General features: G+C 72.9%; 14 protein-coding genes. 6 read left to right on the forward strand and 8 right to left on the reverse strand.

Translation table 11 applies throughout. The features are described from left to right. Positions 1 to 18 precede the first annotated feature (18 nt). The 6 genes from EWH70_RS25980 to EWH70_RS26005 form a co-directional block, all read right to left on the reverse strand. Positions 19 to 1,278: a M20 family metallo-hydrolase gene (locus tag EWH70_RS25980; RefSeq protein ID WP_130478154.1), complete on the reverse strand. Its 1,260-nt coding sequence runs from the start codon at positions 1,276 to 1,278 to the stop codon at positions 19 to 21. Continuing rightward, positions 1,275 to 2,351: an S-methyl thiohydantoin desulfurase domain-containing protein gene (locus EWH70_RS25985; RefSeq protein WP_130478155.1), complete on the reverse strand. Its 1,077-nt coding sequence runs from the start codon at positions 2,349 to 2,351 to the stop codon at positions 1,275 to 1,277. The genes EWH70_RS25980 and EWH70_RS25985 overlap by 4 nt, the downstream gene beginning before the upstream one ends. Continuing rightward, positions 2,351 to 4,000, reverse strand: coding sequence for a urocanate hydratase (gene hutU / locus EWH70_RS25990; RefSeq protein WP_130478156.1), 1,650 nt, complete (start codon positions 3,998 to 4,000; stop codon positions 2,351 to 2,353). The genes EWH70_RS25985 and hutU overlap by 1 nt, the downstream gene beginning before the upstream one ends. Next, positions 3,990 to 4,784, reverse strand: a complete 795-nt coding sequence (locus EWH70_RS25995) for an IclR family transcriptional regulator (protein WP_130478266.1) — start codon at positions 4,782 to 4,784, stop codon at positions 3,990 to 3,992. Before EWH70_RS25995 ends, hutU begins: the two co-directional genes overlap by 11 nt. A gap of 2 nt (positions 4,785 to 4,786) precedes the next feature. Then, positions 4,787 to 6,130, reverse strand: a complete 1,344-nt coding sequence (locus tag EWH70_RS26000) for a dihydroorotase (RefSeq protein ID WP_130478157.1) — start codon at positions 6,128 to 6,130, stop codon at positions 4,787 to 4,789. Between the two features lie 67 nt (positions 6,131 to 6,197). Further along, a complete protein-coding gene (locus EWH70_RS26005) occupies positions 6,198 to 7,157 on the reverse strand; it encodes an acyl-CoA desaturase (RefSeq protein ID WP_240687237.1) in 960 nt (319 codons plus the stop codon). Positions 7,158 to 7,418: 261 nt separating this feature from the next. Here EWH70_RS26005 and EWH70_RS26010 point away from each other — a divergent pair, with 261 nt between their 5' ends. The 3 genes from EWH70_RS26010 (at position 7,419) to EWH70_RS26020 (ending at position 11,406) form a co-directional block, all read left to right on the forward strand. After that, entirely contained in the window at positions 7,419 to 7,628 is a 210-nt protein-coding gene (locus EWH70_RS26010; protein ID WP_130478158.1) for a hypothetical protein, read from the forward strand. Between the two features lie 300 nt (positions 7,629 to 7,928). Beyond that, entirely contained in the window at positions 7,929 to 10,868 is a 2,940-nt protein-coding gene (locus EWH70_RS26015) for a hypothetical protein (RefSeq protein ID WP_130478159.1), read from the forward strand. 7 nt (positions 10,869 to 10,875) lie between these two features. Further along, entirely contained in the window at positions 10,876 to 11,406 is a 531-nt protein-coding gene (locus tag EWH70_RS26020) for a hypothetical protein (RefSeq protein WP_130478160.1), read from the forward strand. On the opposite strand, the gene EWH70_RS26025 is transcribed toward EWH70_RS26020, so the two are convergent. Beyond that, on the reverse strand, positions 11,361 to 12,749 hold the full coding sequence (locus tag EWH70_RS26025; RefSeq protein ID WP_130478161.1) for a M20/M25/M40 family metallo-hydrolase: 1,389 nt from the start codon (positions 12,747 to 12,749) through the stop codon (positions 11,361 to 11,363). The two genes, EWH70_RS26020 and EWH70_RS26025, sit on opposite strands and share 46 nt — an antisense overlap. 16 nt (positions 12,750 to 12,765) lie before the next feature. Beyond that, positions 12,766 to 13,329, reverse strand: coding sequence for a hypothetical protein (locus tag EWH70_RS26030; RefSeq protein ID WP_130478162.1), 564 nt, complete (start codon positions 13,327 to 13,329; stop codon positions 12,766 to 12,768). Positions 13,330 to 13,513: 184 nt separating this feature from the next. Here EWH70_RS26030 and EWH70_RS26035 point away from each other — a divergent pair, with 184 nt between their 5' ends. From EWH70_RS26035 to EWH70_RS26045, 3 genes are read left to right on the forward strand one after another with little or no spacing between them, the layout of a single operon-like run. Continuing rightward, the gene (locus tag EWH70_RS26035; RefSeq protein ID WP_130478163.1) at positions 13,514 to 14,974 is read left to right on the forward strand and encodes an aldehyde dehydrogenase family protein; all 1,461 of its coding nucleotides are present in this window, start codon (positions 13,514 to 13,516) and stop codon (positions 14,972 to 14,974) included. A 22-nt stretch (positions 14,975 to 14,996) separates the two neighbouring features. Further along, positions 14,997 to 15,239 (forward strand): hypothetical protein, encoded by a 243-nt coding sequence (locus EWH70_RS26040; RefSeq protein WP_130478164.1) that lies wholly within the window; start codon positions 14,997 to 14,999, stop codon positions 15,237 to 15,239. Further along, positions 15,236 to 16,108 carry an ADP-ribosylglycohydrolase family protein gene (locus EWH70_RS26045; protein ID WP_130478165.1) on the forward strand — a complete coding sequence of 291 codons (873 nt, stop codon included), beginning with the start codon at positions 15,236 to 15,238 and terminating at the stop codon, positions 16,106 to 16,108. Before EWH70_RS26040 ends, EWH70_RS26045 begins: the two co-directional genes overlap by 4 nt. Positions 16,109 to 16,113: the final 5 nt, after the last annotated feature.

Below are 16,113 nucleotides of genomic sequence, written 5' to 3' on the forward strand. Positions count from 1 at the left end.
GCTCCGCTCTATGAGGCTCTACGAGTGGCGCACACCGTCGCGCCGGTCGAGGGACATCAGGGTGGCGGCCAGGACGTGCGCCCCCCGCGCGATGTCCTCGGTCGCGGTCAGTTCCTCGGGGCAGTGGCTCCTGCCGCCTGCCGAGGGGACGAAGATCATGCCCATCGGGCCCAGCCGGGCCAGGTGAGCGGCGTCGTGCCCGGCGCCGGAGGGCACCGCCGTCCAGGACAGCCCCAGCCCGCCTGCCGCCTCGGCGACGACGTCCTGCAGCAGTGGCGAGGTCGGCACCGGGTCCTGGTCGGAGATCCAGTCGACGTCGATGTCCACCCCGCGGGCGCGGGTCTCCGCGGTGATCTCGTCGACGATCCGCCGCCGGGCACCGCGCAGCCAGTCCCCGTCGACGCTGCGGATCTCCGCCCACAGCCGCGCGCGGTCGGTGATCACGCCCATCGAACCGGGGGAGGACTCGATGTGCCCGGTCGTGGCGACGCCGTGCACCGGCGCGCCGCAGCCCACCCGTTCCACGGCGAGTACCGCGGCCGCGGCGGACACCAGCGCGTCGTGCCGGTCCGGCATGGGCGTGGTGCCCGCGTGCCCGGCCAGCCCGGCGAAGTGCACCAGCATCCGGTCGATGCCCGCGATCGCGGTGACCACCCCGATGCTCGTGCCGGACCGCTCCAGCAGCGGCCCCTGCTCCACGTGCAGTTCGACGTAGGCGTGCACGTCCGCCGGATCCCACGCCTGCCGCAGCGCCGCCTGCGGGTCGAGGCCGAACGCCGCCATCGCGTCTCCGAGCCGCTGCCCGCTGCCGTCGACACGGTCCAGGTGCTCGGGCAGCAGCACCCCGGCGACCGACCGCGAGCCCATGCAGGAGATACCGAACTCGTTGGCTTCCTCGCCGAGGAAGTCGGCCACCACCAGGTCGTGGGCGAGCCGGACGCCGGTCTCCCGCAGCCGCTGGGCCACCTCGATCCCGGCCAGCACGCCGACGATGCCGTCGAACCGGCCGCCCTGGCGGACGGTGTCGGTGTGCGAGCCGGTGACCAGCGCCGGTCCGCCGTGGGTGCCGGGCAGGCGGCCGACGATGTTGCCGGCGGCGTCGGCCGTCACCTCCAGGCCGGCCTCGGCCATCCGCCCGCGGACCCAGTCGCGGGAGGCGCGGTAGGGCTCGGAGAACACCTCGCGGCTCCAGCCCGGCAGCGACGAGTCGTGGAACCGGGCGATCTCGGCGATCCCGTCCGCGAGCCGTTCCGCGTCCGGTTCGGGCACGTCGATCATGCCGCGCTCGGCAGGTAGCGCAGGAAGTCGATGCCCATGAGCTGCTCGCACTCGCCGACGGCGACCGGGTCGAGTGCCGAGGTGGACAGCGGCAGCGTGGCCGCGTCGGCGATGAGCAGCACGACCTCCATGCCGGCCACCGCGTCCTTGACCGCCAGCGGGAAACCGTCGTCGGCCCGCAGGATGGCGATCGTGTCGGGATAGCTGGCGACGCGCTCGCCGCCGGAGTCGACCGCCATGTACTCGTTGAGGTAGGGCACGGTGAACTCACCGATCCGGAACGTGCCGTGGTCCCAGCCGCCGGTGGTGACCAGCTCGCTCTCGTGCCCCAGCGGCCCGCGCGCCAGCTCCCTGGCGCCGATCGTGGCGCACACCGCCTCGACGACCGCGTCGCCCTTGCCCTGGCACGCCTCCATGGCCGCGCCGAGGTCGAGTGCGAGCGAGATCGAGCCGAGTGCCGCGTGCTCGCGGACCCAGGACAGTTCCACCGGGTTGCGGGCCGAGGCGATGAACCCGCCGGTGCGCACCGAGATGTCGCGCAGCACGTCGTCGCAGGTGGCCACGCTGCCCTGGTTGACCGACAGGAAGTGGCCGTGCAGCTCGCGGTTGCCGCCGGATACGACCTGGGTGGACACGTACCCGGGCCGGGTGGTCAGGCCCAGCGAGCCGAGCTTGCCGGTGGGGTGGGCGCGGACGTCGCCCGCCGCGTCGAGCACCTTGACGCCGAGCACGGCCGACTGGATCCAGCCGTTGTGGGTGGTCGAGTAGCCGTTCTGCGCGGTCATCACCGCCGAGATCGGGTGCTCGCAGACCTCGATCAGCTTCTGCAGCGCGTGCACGTAGTCGACCGGCTGGATCTCCCAGTTCTTCGACGCCGGTGCGCCGATCGCGGTCACCGTGGCCACCCACGAGTCGGCTGGCAGCTCGTCGACCGAGGCCAGCACCGGCCTGCCGACCGACGTCGCCAGGCCGCCCATCAGCTCGCCGTGGTGCTGCCATCCGCCGCCCCCGCAGGCGAACACGCCGCCGCCGAGCACACCCCGGCGGGCGTCGTCGCTGGTCAGAACCCGCATCAGCGTTCCTCTCCGTGTACGTCGATCCAGTGCAGTGGTGGACAGTCGTGGGGCCGCTTGGCCGACCGTTCGACCTCGTCGGCGGCCTCCTCGTAGCCGGCGGTGGCGTGCCGCAGCACGCCGAGGCCGGAGTCGAGGTCGAGCGCGAGCCGCAGCCGCGACGCCGCACCGGTGCTGCCGTCGGCCACCACCGACACCCCGGCCGACTGCATCCAGCCGCTGTAGCCCGCGCCGCCGGAGTGGACGGCGACCAGGTCGGCGCCGCCGGTGGCGAGCAGCATCGCGTCCAGCAGCGGCCAGTCGGTCACGCCGTCGGAGCCGTCGCGCATCCCCTCGGTGCCGATGCGCGGATGGGTCATGCCCGCGGAGTCGAGGTGGTCCCGGCTGAACAGCACCGGCGCGCTGATCCGGCCCGCCCGCACGGCGTCGTTCACGGCGGCGGCGAGCCGGGAGCGCTCGCCGTAGCCGAGCCAGCACGAGCGGGCCGGAAGTCCTTGCGCGGGAACGTGTTCCCGGGCGAGCCGGATCCACTCGGCGACCTCGGGACGGTCCGGGAACATCGTCGCGGCCAGCTCGTCGACCACCGCCAGGTCGGCCTCGTCGCCGGACAGGGCCACCCAGCGGAACGGGCCGATGCCGCGGCAGAACAGCGGCCGCAGGTAGCCCTCCATGAAGCCGGGGATGCCCAGCACCCGTCCGGCGCGTTCGGGGTCGAGCGCCGAGGCCGCCTGGACCCGCAGGTTGTTGCCGTTCTCGAACACGACCGCGCCCCGCTCGGCGAGGTCGAGCATCGCCAGCGTCTGCCTGGCCATGCTCTCGCGGGCCAGCCGTTCGACCCGCTCCGGCTCGGCCTGCCGCCAGGTGCCGAGGTCCATGCCCTCCGGGACGTAGCCGTGCCGGGCGTCGTGCGCGGCGGTCTGGTCGGTCACGACGGCTGGCAGCACGTCCCCGGCCGCGATCTCGGCGAACACGGTGGCGGCGTTGCCCAGCAGGCCGACGGCGACCGGGCCGGGACCGTCCACCAGGGACAGTGCCGCGCGAAGGTCGTCGGTGACGTGGTCCAGCCCGCCCGCGGCGCGCAGCTTGTCCAGCTTGGCTGGGTCGACCTCGACGGTGAGCGAGCTGATGCCCAGCATCCGGGCGCTGATCGGCTGGGCCGAGCCCATGCCGCCGAGGCCGGAGGTGAGCAGCCAGCCGGGCACCCGGCCGTCGAAGTGGCGGCGCAGCACGGCGCGCAGCAGTTCGTAGGTGCCGCCGAGGACGCCCTGCCGTCCGATGTACTGCCACGCGGCCGCGGTCAGCCCGCCCCAGATCGTCTGTCCGGAGTGGACTCTGCGGTAGAAGGTCTCCTCGGTGGCCCAGTTGCCGACGGTGTTGTTCACCGCGGAGACGACCATCGGCGCCGACACGTGGGTTTGCAGCACCCCGACCGGGCGGCCGGACTGCAGGACGAGCGTCTGGTCCTCCTCCAGTTCGGTCAGCGCGCGCACGATCGCGTGGTAGGACGGCCAGTCGCGGGCGGCCTTGCCCTGCGCGGCGTAGACGACGAGGTCCCCGGGCCGTTCGCCGACGGCAAGGACATTCTCCAGCATGCGCAGCAGCGCCTCGGCCCGCCAGGTCCGGCAGCGCAGTGTCGGGTCAGCGGTCATCGGCCGGCCTTTCGATGTCGGGGGAGGTCCACACGGTCGCGGGATGGCTGGGCAGGTTCGCGGTCAGCTCGGCGACGGCGTCACGCAGCAGGGCGACCGGCCGGGTGACCTCGGCCAGTTCACCGTCCGTGCCGATCAGCGACAGCGCGCACAGGCAGTGGCCTGCCACGATGACCGGCATGCCGACCGCGGTCATGCCGGGGGTGAGCCAGCCGCGGGAGACGTGGTAGCCCAGGCGTTCGGCCGTTTCCAGCTCGACCCGCAGCGTCGCGGCGTCGGGCGTGGCGGCGGTGAACCGCTGCAGCTTGCCGCGCAGCACCTGCCTGCGCACCGACGCGGGCGCGGCGGCGAGCAGCGGGGTGGCGCTGGCACCGGCGTGCAGCGCCAGGATCTCGCCGGGGTGGAACGCCATGCTGCCGGTGCGGGCCCGGCGCGTGTCCAGGCACAGCGCCGCGGTGTGCACCCGCACGGCGAGGGCGACGTTGAGACCGGACCGCCCGCGTAGCCGGGTGAGTACCGGCCGTGCGGTGTCGACCAGGTGTTCCGCGGGCTGCTCGGACGGGTCGGCGAGGCGTTCGCTGGGCATCAGCACGCCGTCGACCTCGGTGAGGAAGCCGGCCGTGCGCAGCAGCCGCACGTAGCGGTAGGCCGACGAGGACGGGATGTCCAGGCCCGCGATGATCTCGGCCGTGCCGACCCGCCCGTTGTCCTGCACGAACGCGAGAATGCGTAAGCCGCGTTCCAATGAGGACAGTTCAGCGGCCAGTCTGCGTTCCAGCGCCATCGTCACCTCCGGTACACCTGCCGTCCACGGCCGGGGGAGGCGCTCAGGCCCGTGCCCGCGTCCCAGACGACGGTGCCCCGGCTGAGGGTGAGTGTGACCCGGGCACCGGGCAGGTGCCGGTGGTAGGGGCTCCAGCCCGCGTTGGAGTGCAGTGCCGACCCGTCGATCCGCCAGTCCTCGTCCGGGGTCAGCACCAGGATGTCGGCGTCATGGCCGGGCGCGAGCCTGCCCTTGCGGTGGCCGATGCCGTACCGGTCGGCCGGGGCCGCGGTGAGCGCGTCGACCGTGCGGGCGAACTCCGGGCCGGGGCCGTAGCGGCGCAGGCACTCACCGAGGGTGGTGGCGACCATCGTCTCCGTGCCCGGTACGCCGGAGTGGTTGGCCAGAATCCGGTCGTGGTCCTTCAGCGCGGCCGGCCACGGAGCGTGGTCGGACGAGATCACTCCGGCCAGGCCGGTGGTGACCGCCGCCCACATGGCCTCGCGTTCGGCCGCGCCCCGCAGCGGCGGGTTGATCTTGAGCCGGCCGTCGCGCATGTCCGCCGCGGTGAGCAGCAGGTAGTGCGGGCAGGTCTCGAACGTGACGTCGGCGCCCTGGCCCTGGTACCAGGCGACCAGGTCCGCCGAGCGGCCGAGCGAGAGGTGGCACAGGTGCAGCGCGTTGCCCTGGTGGGCGGCGATCTCCATCGCGGTGAGCACGCCGAGGGTCTCCGACACCGGCGGCCGGGTGGCGGCGTGCACGGCGGGGTCGGTCGAGGCCTGGTTCGCCGCGTCGGCCAGCAGCGCCTTGATGATCTCGTTGTTCTCGGCGTGCGTGCACAGCGTCGACCCGCTCTCGCCGACGGCCTTCATCACGTCGAGCAGCTCGGCGTCGCCGATGCGGGGGAAGCGGAACGGGTCGGTGTCGAACAGCGACACCTTGAACCCGACCACCCCGCCGTCGGCCAGTTCCCCGGCCCGCCGCCAGCCGCCGCCCGGTTCGAGCGTGCCCAGCAGCGCGACGTCCACGACGGCCTCGTCGGCGACCCGCTGCTGCTTGGCCTTGAGCCGGTCGAGCGAGTTGACCGGCCCGGTGGCGTCGAAGGGCATCTCGACGATCGTCGTGACCCCGCCGGCCGCGGCGGCCGAGGTGGAGGCCAGCAGGCCCTCACCGGCGTGGGAGTAGGAGTGGACGTGGGCGTCGACCGCGCCGGGCAGCACGAACGCCTCGCCGACGTCGATCGTGGTGTGCGGGCTCGGGGTGTCGCTCACCTCGGTGATCACGCCGCCGGCGATCGACACCGAGCCGCGGCCGAACGAGCCGTCCGGTTTGCCCAGCCTGCCCGTGATGACCTGCGCCGTTTCCATGGCGAGGAAACGTAAGCAGCGTCACGGCACGGGCAAACGGTCTTCCCGTGGATCGGGAAGGCCTACCTCATGCTCCGTAGCCCGGGTTGAGCTTGCGGGCCAGCCGGGCCGGCTTCGGCCAGCGCACCTGCGTCGCCCAGCCGAGCTTCTCGAACAGCCAGATGAGGCGGGCGGAGATGTCGAGCTGGCCCCTGCGGACGCCGTGCCGGGCGCCGGTGGGGTCGGCGTGATGGGAGTTGTGCCACGACTCGCCCAGCGACATGATCGCCAGCGGCCAGAAGTTGGCCGACCGGTCCCGCGCGGCGTACGGGCGGTCGCCGATCATGTGACACAGCGAGTTGACCGACCAGGTGACGTGGTGCAGGAGGGCGACGCGGACCAGGCCGGCCCAGAAGAACGCGGTCAGCGCGCCCCACCAGGACATCGTGATCAGGCCGCCGAGCAGGGCCGGGGCCAGCAGGGTGACCACGGTGAGGACGGGGAACAGGCGGTCGATCCTGGCGATGTCGCGGTCCGCGAGCAGGTCGGGGGCGAAGCGCTTGGCGTTGGTCTTCTCCCGCTCGAACAGCCAGCCCATGTGGGCGTGCCAGAAGCCCTTGGCCAGCGCCGCCGGGGTGCTGCCGAACCGCCAGGGGGAGTGCGGGTCGCCGTCACGGTCCGCGTACGCGTGGTGACGCCGGTGGTCGGCCACCCAGCCGATGACCGGGCCCTGCATGGCCATGCTGCCCGCGACGGCGAGCGCGACCCGCAGGCCGCGGCTGGCCTTGAAGGCGCCGTGGGTGAAGTACCGGTGGAAGCCGATGGTGACCCCGAGGCCGGTGAGGAGGTAGAACCCCACGGCGAGGCCGATGTCGACCCAGCCCAGGCCCCAGCCCCAGGCGAACGGCACGGCGGCGGCAAGTGCCACCAGCGGTACCACGGCGAACAGCTTGACCAGGAAGTTCTCGGTCCGGGTCTTGGCGCCCGACAGCATCGGTTCCGCGCCCGGGCGTGGCTGTGCGGACGGGCGTTCCAGGGTTGTTGTCATGTTCGTGTTCTCTCGGGTTACGACTGCCTGGTCCTTGGGTGACCGCGGCAGCGGGTTCCAAACGTGCGGGCTGCGATCGGCGTTGTTCCGTGCGACCGTGCAGCGAGAACACGAACACTCAAGAGCTTCGACGACTACTCTGGACAACGGCGCAGGCTGCCCGGGAGTTCCCGGGCCGGGTGGGCAGATCCATCTCTCGGCGCGCGGCTGATCCGCCGCGTGACACGTGGCCGCACAACGGCCCAGCATTCCGGAGGATTCATGACCACACGGCGTCATTCGGGTAGTGAACGGCTGGCGAACGCCCGCGCCTCCCAGGAACGGCGGGAACTCGACCAGCACGCGAAGGCGCTCTGCACGGTCGACGAGCACGCCACCGACCCGCGCGACCGGGCCATGCTGATCGCCATGCTCGGCCTGGACGAGGCCTCGTCACCCGCGCCGGTGCGTGACGTCGGCCCGCTCAGCTGACCGGCGCCCCGGCCACCCGGCAAGGCCGGGGTCTCGGAGGCAGGCGAGTGGCTGGTCTCGAACGCAGAACTCGCGTGCGTGAGCGCAGAACTCACGATGTGGACCGGGTTCTCACCTGGTGCCGGTCGCCCGCGTGAACGGGCCGTGACCGTGGCAAGGAGGGTGGCAGGAACGTGCCACCGGGACCCGGTGACCGGCCGGGCGGGCTAGCGTCCGATCCGTCTCGACAGTGGCGGTATCGGCCGGTCGGAGGGGTTGCCTTTCATGGATGCCACGGCAAAGACGGTAAGCAGAGTCCTGTTGTACACGTTGTCCGGTGGTGCGTTGTCGGTGTTTTTCGTGCTGGCGGCGGCGCAGCAGGCGCATGCCGAGCCGAGGGACACCGCCGGTGGGCGGATCGGGGTGTCGGCGAAGAACACCAGTGGGTCGGCGAATGCCGCGGAGCGGCGGCAGGGCAATGAGGAAAAAGGCAAGCGGCAGGCCAAAGCCACTGAGGACCGGCGGCAGGCGGAGAACCGGCGGCGGGTCGACAGTGGGCCGTCAGGGCGTAACGAGCAGACCGAACGGCGGTCGCGGAAGGCACGCTCGGACCCCGAGCGCCAGAAGCAGGAACGGCGCAAGGTCGACGATGGGCCGTCGGGGAACAAGGATCAGCGGGAGCGGCTGGCTCGTAAGCGGCAAGGGGAGAAGAAGGCCGAGGAAGGTCGTAAGCAGGAGGAGAACCGGCGGCGGGTGGACAGCGGTCCCTCGGGGCGCAACGAGCAGACGGGTAAGCGGGCTCGGCAGGCGCGGTGGGAGAAGAGTTCACCGGAGGACAAGCGGCGGGCCGTGGAGGCCGAGCAGGGGCGGCGTAAGGCCGAGGAGGAACGCCGCCAGGTCGAGAACCGCGATCGGGTCGACCGTGGTCCGTCCGGGCGTAATGAGCAGACGGGTAAGCGGGCTCGGCAGGCGCGGTGGGAGAACCTGTCGCCGGAGAACAAGCGGCAGGCCGAGCTGGGTCGCCAGGCGGCTGAGCAGGGGCGGCGCAAGGCCGAGGAGGCCAACCGGCGCCGCGCCGAGGACCTGCGCCGCCAGGTGGAGGAACGCAAGCGGATCGACAGCGGCCCGTCCGGGCGTAACGAGCAGACGGGTAAGCGGGCGCGGCAGGCGCGGTGGGAGAACCTCTCGCCGGAGAACAAGCGGCAGGCCGAACTCGGGCGGCAGGCCGCCGCGGAAGCACGGCGCAAGGCCGAGGAAGCCCGGCAACGCGAAGAGAACAAGAGCTGGCGCGAGAAGGTCGGCGACACCCTGCGTGGCGCCGAGGAGGCGTTCGAGCGGAAGCTGGCCGAGGACCGCGCCTGGGCCGAAGACCAGATCAACCAGGAACGCAACGCCCCGGACAAGTCCACCGACCTCGCCACCGGAGCGAGGCGGTTCTCCGCCGGTGTCTACAAGTCCGTGTACGACAACGTCCACGCGGCCGGTGAGTACATGGAGAAGCTCGACCGGGCCAGCAAGGGCGACCAGCAGGCCCAGCGGGAAGTCGAGCAGGACGCCAGAAACGCCGTCGAAGGCGTGAAACGCACCGCCACCGACGCGTGGAACGACCCCAAGGGCTCGTTCGACAAGGTGGTCGAGGCGGGCCGCAAGGCCGTCGACAACTTCCGCCGCGCGCCGATCTCGGGTGCCGGGGAACTCGTCGGCGACCTCGTCGGGGCCGGCAAGGTGACCAAGTCCGCGAAGGCGGTCGCCGGCGGGGACAGCGGGCGCTCGCCCGAGCCGGGTTCCGGCCCCGACGCCGGGCGCCCGGACACCCCGGCGCCGCAGGGCTCGCCGGATCCTCCCGGCGGCTCCGCCGGGCGGGCCGGTGGCGAGGGGAGCGGGACTGCGGCCGGTGGAGGTGACCGGGGTGCTCCGCCCGCCGGGACGGGCGCGAACCGCGGTGGAGATCGTGGTGGTGAATCCGGTCGGGGCGCCGCTGACAACGCCGGGCCCCGGGGCGATGCGGGGTCGCGGGGTGGTGGTGAGTCCCGGCGCGGAACGGCTGGTAGCACCGGGGACCGTGCGCCCCGGGGTGACGCGGATCGGGATGGTGAGTCTCGTCGCGGGGGTGCTGGTGATGCGGGGTCGCGGGGTGACGGCCAGTCCCGGCGCGGAGCCGCCGGTAGCCGTGCCTCCCGGGATGACTCGCGTGACTCGGACGACGCCCGTGAGGCGTCCGGGCGCCGCGACGACGACTCACGGCGCGCCGCGCCCGCGAACCCCGCACGGGAACGCGCCCGCACTGCGGACAACGACGACAACGACAGGCCGCGGGGAGCCATCCCGTACCACGGTGGCGACTCCGACTTCCGCCCGCTTCCGGTCAGGCTCGGCGACGAGCCGGTCGGGCCGCCGGCGTGGACGCTCTCGGAAACCGTCCACCCGGGGGCCGGCGCGGAATTCCTGGGCGTGGGCGGGCCCCGGGCCGTGCGGTGGGACGTCGAGCCGATGCACCGGGCCGACGACCCGGACAGCAGCCTCGTCCGCTACGAAGGCGGTGCGACGGCCGGTCACAAGGAACACAAGAAACCCGGCGGCAAGTTCAGCGCCGAGAGGAAGTTCGCCGTCGACGGCAGCGCGTCGGCCGGTGTGAGCCACGGGTTCTTCGTGAAGCCGCTCGGCCAGGACGTCAAGCCCAACACCGCCGGCTGGAGCGCCGAGGCGAGCGTCAAGGGCGGCATCGGGCAGAAGGGTTCCGTGTCCTACGACACCGGGAAGGACAAGCCGGTCCGGGCCCGGGTCAAGGGTGACGGATTCGCCGGCGCCGAAGCCAAGGCGACGGCGAGGTCCAACCGGGATGCGTTGCTGCTCCTCGGGGAGTTCTTCGCCGGCCTCAAGGCCGGGCTCCGTGGCGGGGTCGACTTCCGCGGGATCGGGATCAGCGCCAACGTCGAGGGGATGGCCGGGGTCGGCGGGCTGGCCAAGTTCGGCTTCGAGCGGGGACCCAACGGCATGCACCTGGGTGGCTACCTCGGTGGCTCGCTCGGTCTCGGCGGCGGCGCCGGGGTCGACATCACGTTCGACCGCAAGAAGGGCAAGCAGACCGTGCAGGACGGCGCCGAGGCGATCAACCGGATCGGCAACCGTGCCGCACTGGCCAACGCCGTCGACCGCGCCGACGCCGGCAACAAGACCACCCCGCGGAAGAAGGGGGTCCCGGTCAAGAAACCGAACAAGGGCAAGCACGCCACCAAGGGCAACAAGAAGAGGAAGGGCTAGGGTCACGATGCCGACCGAGACACAGTACCGAGAGGACGAGGCCGTGCCCGCCGAGCTGCCGATCCCGATCTCCTTCCGGCTGCCCGAGGGCTGGCATCCGGTGTCGCCGGACGACGTCGGCTCACCCGGCGCGGCGTTCGTGGCGCTGAACGTGGCCACCGTCGGGTCCGGGTTCACCGCCAACATCACGCTGGAGGGCGAGTACCGGCCGGACGACGCGACGCTGACCCAGCTCGCCGACGCCTCGCTGCGTCAGATCGCCGAGGGCACCACGGCGTGCCGCCTGCTCGACCGGGAGGAGGTCGGCGGCCCGGACGCACCGGGGCTCACCCAGTTCGTCGGGATGACGGCCACCGTCAACGACACCGAGCAGCAGGTCATCCAGGCGGAGTTCTATCTCAGCCTGCACGACGTCGACGACCCGCGCGAACGAGTGGTGCTGCGGACGGTCCTGACCGCGACCGAGGCGCAGTTCCCGGAACTCGTCGACGACTACCAGTCGTTCGTCGGCTCCCTGGAGCCCGACGGCGGCGAGTAGGCCTCCAGCCGCAGCAGGATCGCGGCGATCGACTTGACGCCGGTCAGGAACCGGTCCAGGTCCAGGTTCTCGTCGGGCGCGTGGTTGTTCTCGTCCACGTTCGCACACGGCACGCCGAAGGTGGGCAGGCCCAGCTCGTCGGTCAGTGGCGAGATCGGCAGCGTTCCCCCTTGCGGTGGCAGGAGAACGGGCGGCTCACCCTGCGCGTCCCGCATGCCCGCGGCGATCGGCGCGGTCCACGGGCTGTCCATCGGCGTACCGGACGCCTCGGCCGACATCAGCAGCCGCGCGGTGATCCCGGGCTGCCGCTGCAGGTGGTCGCGGATCAGCGGCCACACCGTGCCGGCCCGCTGGCCGGGGACGAGGCGGATGTCGCAGCGCGCCACCGCCCGGTGCGGGATGACCGTGCGGATCCCGGGACCGGTGTGGCCCGACGACAGCCCGTTGACGGAGAGCGTCGGGTAGGCGGCCAGCCGGTCGCCGATGCTGCGGCCGGGCGGCCCGTCGAGTGCGTCGGCGCCGATGCCGGCGAGCAGCGCGGCCGGGTCGGGCTCGTGCTCGGCCAGCGTGGCCCGCTCCAGTTCGCCAAGCTCCGGGACGGTGTCGTCCCAGCCGTCGACCAGGATCCGGCCGTCGGCGTCGCGCAGCGAGCCCAGCGCGTGGACCAGCCGCCACGCGGCGTTCGGTGCGACGCCACCCCAGTTGCCGGAGTGCAGGTCGGAGGCCGCGCCGGACGCCTCCACCTCGAAGGTGAGCGCGCCCCGGACGCCGAACACCAGCGCCCAGCGCCCGCTCTCGTGCACCGGCCCGTCGGCCCAGATCGCCAGGTCGGCCGTCAGCAGCTCGCGGTGGGCTTCGGCGATGGCGGCCAGGTGCGGGCTGCAGATCTCCTCCTCGCCGTCCAGCAGGACCTTGACGTGACAGCCGACGCCGCCGGTCACCCTGGCCACCGCGTCCACGGCGAGCAGCGCGGCCAGGTGCTGGCCCTTGTTGTCGGCGGTGCCCCTGCCGTAGATCCGGCCGTCGCGGACCTCCGCCTGGAACGGCGGGCTGGTCCACTCGGCCGGATCACCGGGCGGCTGGACGTCGTAATGGCCGTAGAGCAGCACGGTCGGCCCCGGCCGGTCCGCCGGGCGGTCGCCGAACACGGCAGGCCAGCCCGCACCCGCGTCGAGCGGCCGGGCGGCGAACCCGAGCTCGCCCAGCAGGCCGGCCGCCGCGGCCGGTGCCCTGTCCATGCCCTCGCCGGTCGAACTGATGCTCGGCACGGCCACCCACCGGCGCAGCCGGTCGATGTACTCGTCACGCCTGCCGTCGATGTGGTCGAACAACTCGCTCAGCACGCCATCGACAATACGGTCACCGGCCGGTGCGCTGGCGGTCCTTCCCGCCGTCGTCGGTCAGCAGGTCCTCGAACACGGTGCGGTACTGGACCATCGCCTCGCGTAGCTGCTCGGTGGAGGTCTCGGTCCGCTGCTGACCGCGCAGGGTGTCGTGGGCCCTGCGGTAGTTCTCCAGCGTGCGGGAGTGCTCGACCGACAGGTCGGCGGCCTGCTGTTCGTACCCGTCGGTGGGGTAGCCGCGCTCGGCCATCAGCTCCACCAGGACCCGGTCGGCCTCGGCGAGGGCGGAGGACGGGCGGTCGACGAACGTCTCCTGGATCAGCGCCCACCGCTGCGTGTAGCGCTCCCGTGCCGACGGCGGCAGCGGCTTGATGTCCAGCTCGGAATGCCGCTTCTCCCGCTCGGACAGGTCCTTGTGCGCGGCGCGGGGATCGTCGTGCTCGTGGACCGCGCGGTCGTACTCGGGGCCGAACTTCTCGCGCAGGCGTTTGCGCCGCAGCTCCCGCAGCACCAGCCAGCCGACCGCGGCGACGACCACGATCGCGACGATGACGATGAGAACAACCAGCCACGTGGGCATTTCGACTACTCCTCGAATCGTTGCCGGGCAGCGCCCCCCGACAACGTCGGTGTGCCCCGCACGGCGGGCGCGAAACGACGGACGGCCCAGGTTGGGCCGACCGGACGCACGTTCACCGGCCCGTCCGGCAGCGCCACGTGGTAGGCAGGCAGCAGGCCCGGTACCGGACACGACGGGAGCGACAGTGACGATCACGCGAGAGCTGTTCATCGGCGGCGAGGACGTGCCTGCGCTGGACGGCGGGACGACCGAGGACCTGAACCCCTACACCGGCCAGGTGTACGCGGCGGTCGCGGCGGGCGGCCCCGCCGACGTCACCCGCGCCGTGGACGCGGCGGCCGAGGCGTTCCCGGAATGGGCGGCCACCGCGCCCGGACAGCGCAGGCGCATCCTGCTGCGGGCCGCGGACATCCTGGAGGACAGGGCCGAGCAGGTGCGGGCGCTGATGGCCGCCGAGGTCGGCGAGGTCGCGGGCTTCGCCGCCTTCAACGTCGGCCTGGCGGCCGGAATCCTCCGCGAGGCCGCCGCGGCGGCGGGCGGGCCGGTGGGCGAGGTGCTGGCCACCGACGCCGGGGACCGGATGTCGCTGGCGCTGCGCGAGCCGGCGGGCGTCGTGGCGGCGTTCGCGCCGTGGAACGCGCCGCTCATCCTGGGCACCCGGTCGCTGGCCGTGCCGCTGGCCGTCGGCAACACCGTGGTGCTCAAGCCGAGCGAGGCCGCCCCGATCGCGTGCGGGCTGTTCATCGCCGACGTGCTGCGCGAGGCCGGGCTGCCCGCGGGCGCGCTGAACGTGGTGACCAACGCGCCCGCCGGCGCCGCCGCGGTGGCCCGCACCCTGATCGCCGACGCCCGGGTAAGGATCGTCAACTTCACCGGGTCCACCGAGGTCGGCCGGATCATCGGCACCACCGCCGCCGAGCACCTCAAGCCGGCGCTGCTGGAACTGGGCGGCAAGAACGCGCTGCTGGTACTCGACGACGCCGACGTCGGCTACGCGGTGAACGCCGCGACGTTCGGCTCGTTCAACAACGCGGGCCAGATCTGCATGTCGACCGACCGGGTGCTGGTCCACCGGTCGCTCGCGGACGAGTTCACCGAGAAGCTGGCCGCGAGGGCCGCGTCGCTGCCGCACGGTGACCCGGCCGACCCCGGCACCGTGATCGGCCCGCTGATCAGCGCGGACGCGGCGCGGCGGGTGGCGAAGCTGGTGGACGAGGCGGTCGCGGCAGGCGCGTCGCTGCGGGCGGGCGGCGGCGAGGCCGACGGTGCCCGTTATCCGGCGACGGTGCTGGCCGGGGTCACCCCGGCGATGCGGATCTTCACCGAGGAGATCTTCGGCCCCGCGGTCACCGTGATCACCGTGGACGACGACGAGGAGGCCCTCGCCGTCGCCAACGGCACCGACTACGGCCTGACCGCCGGGGTCATCACCGAGGACTCCCGCCGCGGCCTGGCGATCGCGCGGCGCCTGCGCACCGGCATCGTGCACGTCAACAACCAGACCGTCGACGACGAGCCGCAGGTGCCGTTCGGGGGCGTGAAGAACAGCGGCTACGGCCGGTTCGGCGGCCGGTGGGGCGTCGAGGCGTTCACCACGACCAAGTGGGTGACGGTCGCCGGGGAGCACGCCGTCTTCCCATACTGACAGGGCAGGGAAGGAGCAGCCGATGACCGAAGCCGACGGTGAGCGTCCGGCCACCGACTACACCGACGACGGGGTGCCGAACTTCGACTACGTCCGCGACCGCATCGACCAGCGGTTCGCCACCGCGACCGGGGCGACCGAGCTGGCCGGGCTGGGCGGCGGGGAGACCGTCGAGTCGCTGGACAAGAAACTGGCCGAGCGGGACGAGGCCGCGAAATCGAAACTGGACGAGATCCGCCGGTCCCTGCGGGAGGACCGCGGGTGAGCTACGAGTCCCGCGCCACGGCCAGCATCATCGGCCTGGCCGTCGGTGACGCGTTCGGCTCGCAGTTCCTGCTGCCGGGCGACCATCCGGCGATCCTCGGACGGCGGACCCCGCCGGGGCCGTGGTCGTGGTCGGACGACACCGAGATGGCCTGCTCGGTCTACTCGGTGCTGGACCGCTACGGCCGGATCGACCAGGACGCGCTGGCCGCCTCCTTCGCCGGGCACATGGATCCCGACCGCGGCTACGGCTCGGGCGTCGAACGGCGGCTGCTGCGGCTGCGGGCGGGGGAGCACTGGCGCGACGTCGCGGCGCAGGGCGGCGGCTCGTGGGGCAACGGCGGCGCCATGCGCGTCGCACCGCTGGGCGCCTGGCTCGCCGACGACCTCGGCGTGGTGATCGACCAGGCAGCCCGCTCGGCGGAGATCACCCACGCCCACCCCGACGGCATCGCGGGCGCGGTGGCCGTGGCTCTGGCCGCCGCGCTCGCGTCGACCCGCCTGGAACTCGGCCCGGCCGGTCTGCTCGACGAGGTGCTGCGGCACCTGCCCGCCGGCGAGGTGCGGCAGCGTGTCCGGCTCGCCCGGGACCTGCCCGGGGACACCGACGTCCGCGACGCGGCTGGGCGGCTCGGCAATGGCCGCGAGGTCAGCGCGCTGGACACCGTGCCGCTGTCGCTCTGGCTGGCGGCCTGGCACCTCGACGCCTACGCCGACGCGCTGTGGCAGGCCGTCCGGGTCGCCGAGGACGTCGACACCGTCTGCGCGATCACCGGCGGCATCATCGCCGCCCGCACCGGCAGCGCCGCCATCCCGGCGGACTGGCGTGCCGCCACCGAGCCGTTCCCCGGTTGGGCGGACGTCCGCTGACCTCC

Source organism: Amycolatopsis suaedae (assembly GCF_004214935.1).
In the GTDB taxonomy this organism is placed as follows: domain Bacteria; phylum Actinomycetota; class Actinomycetes; order Mycobacteriales; family Pseudonocardiaceae; genus Amycolatopsis; species Amycolatopsis suaedae.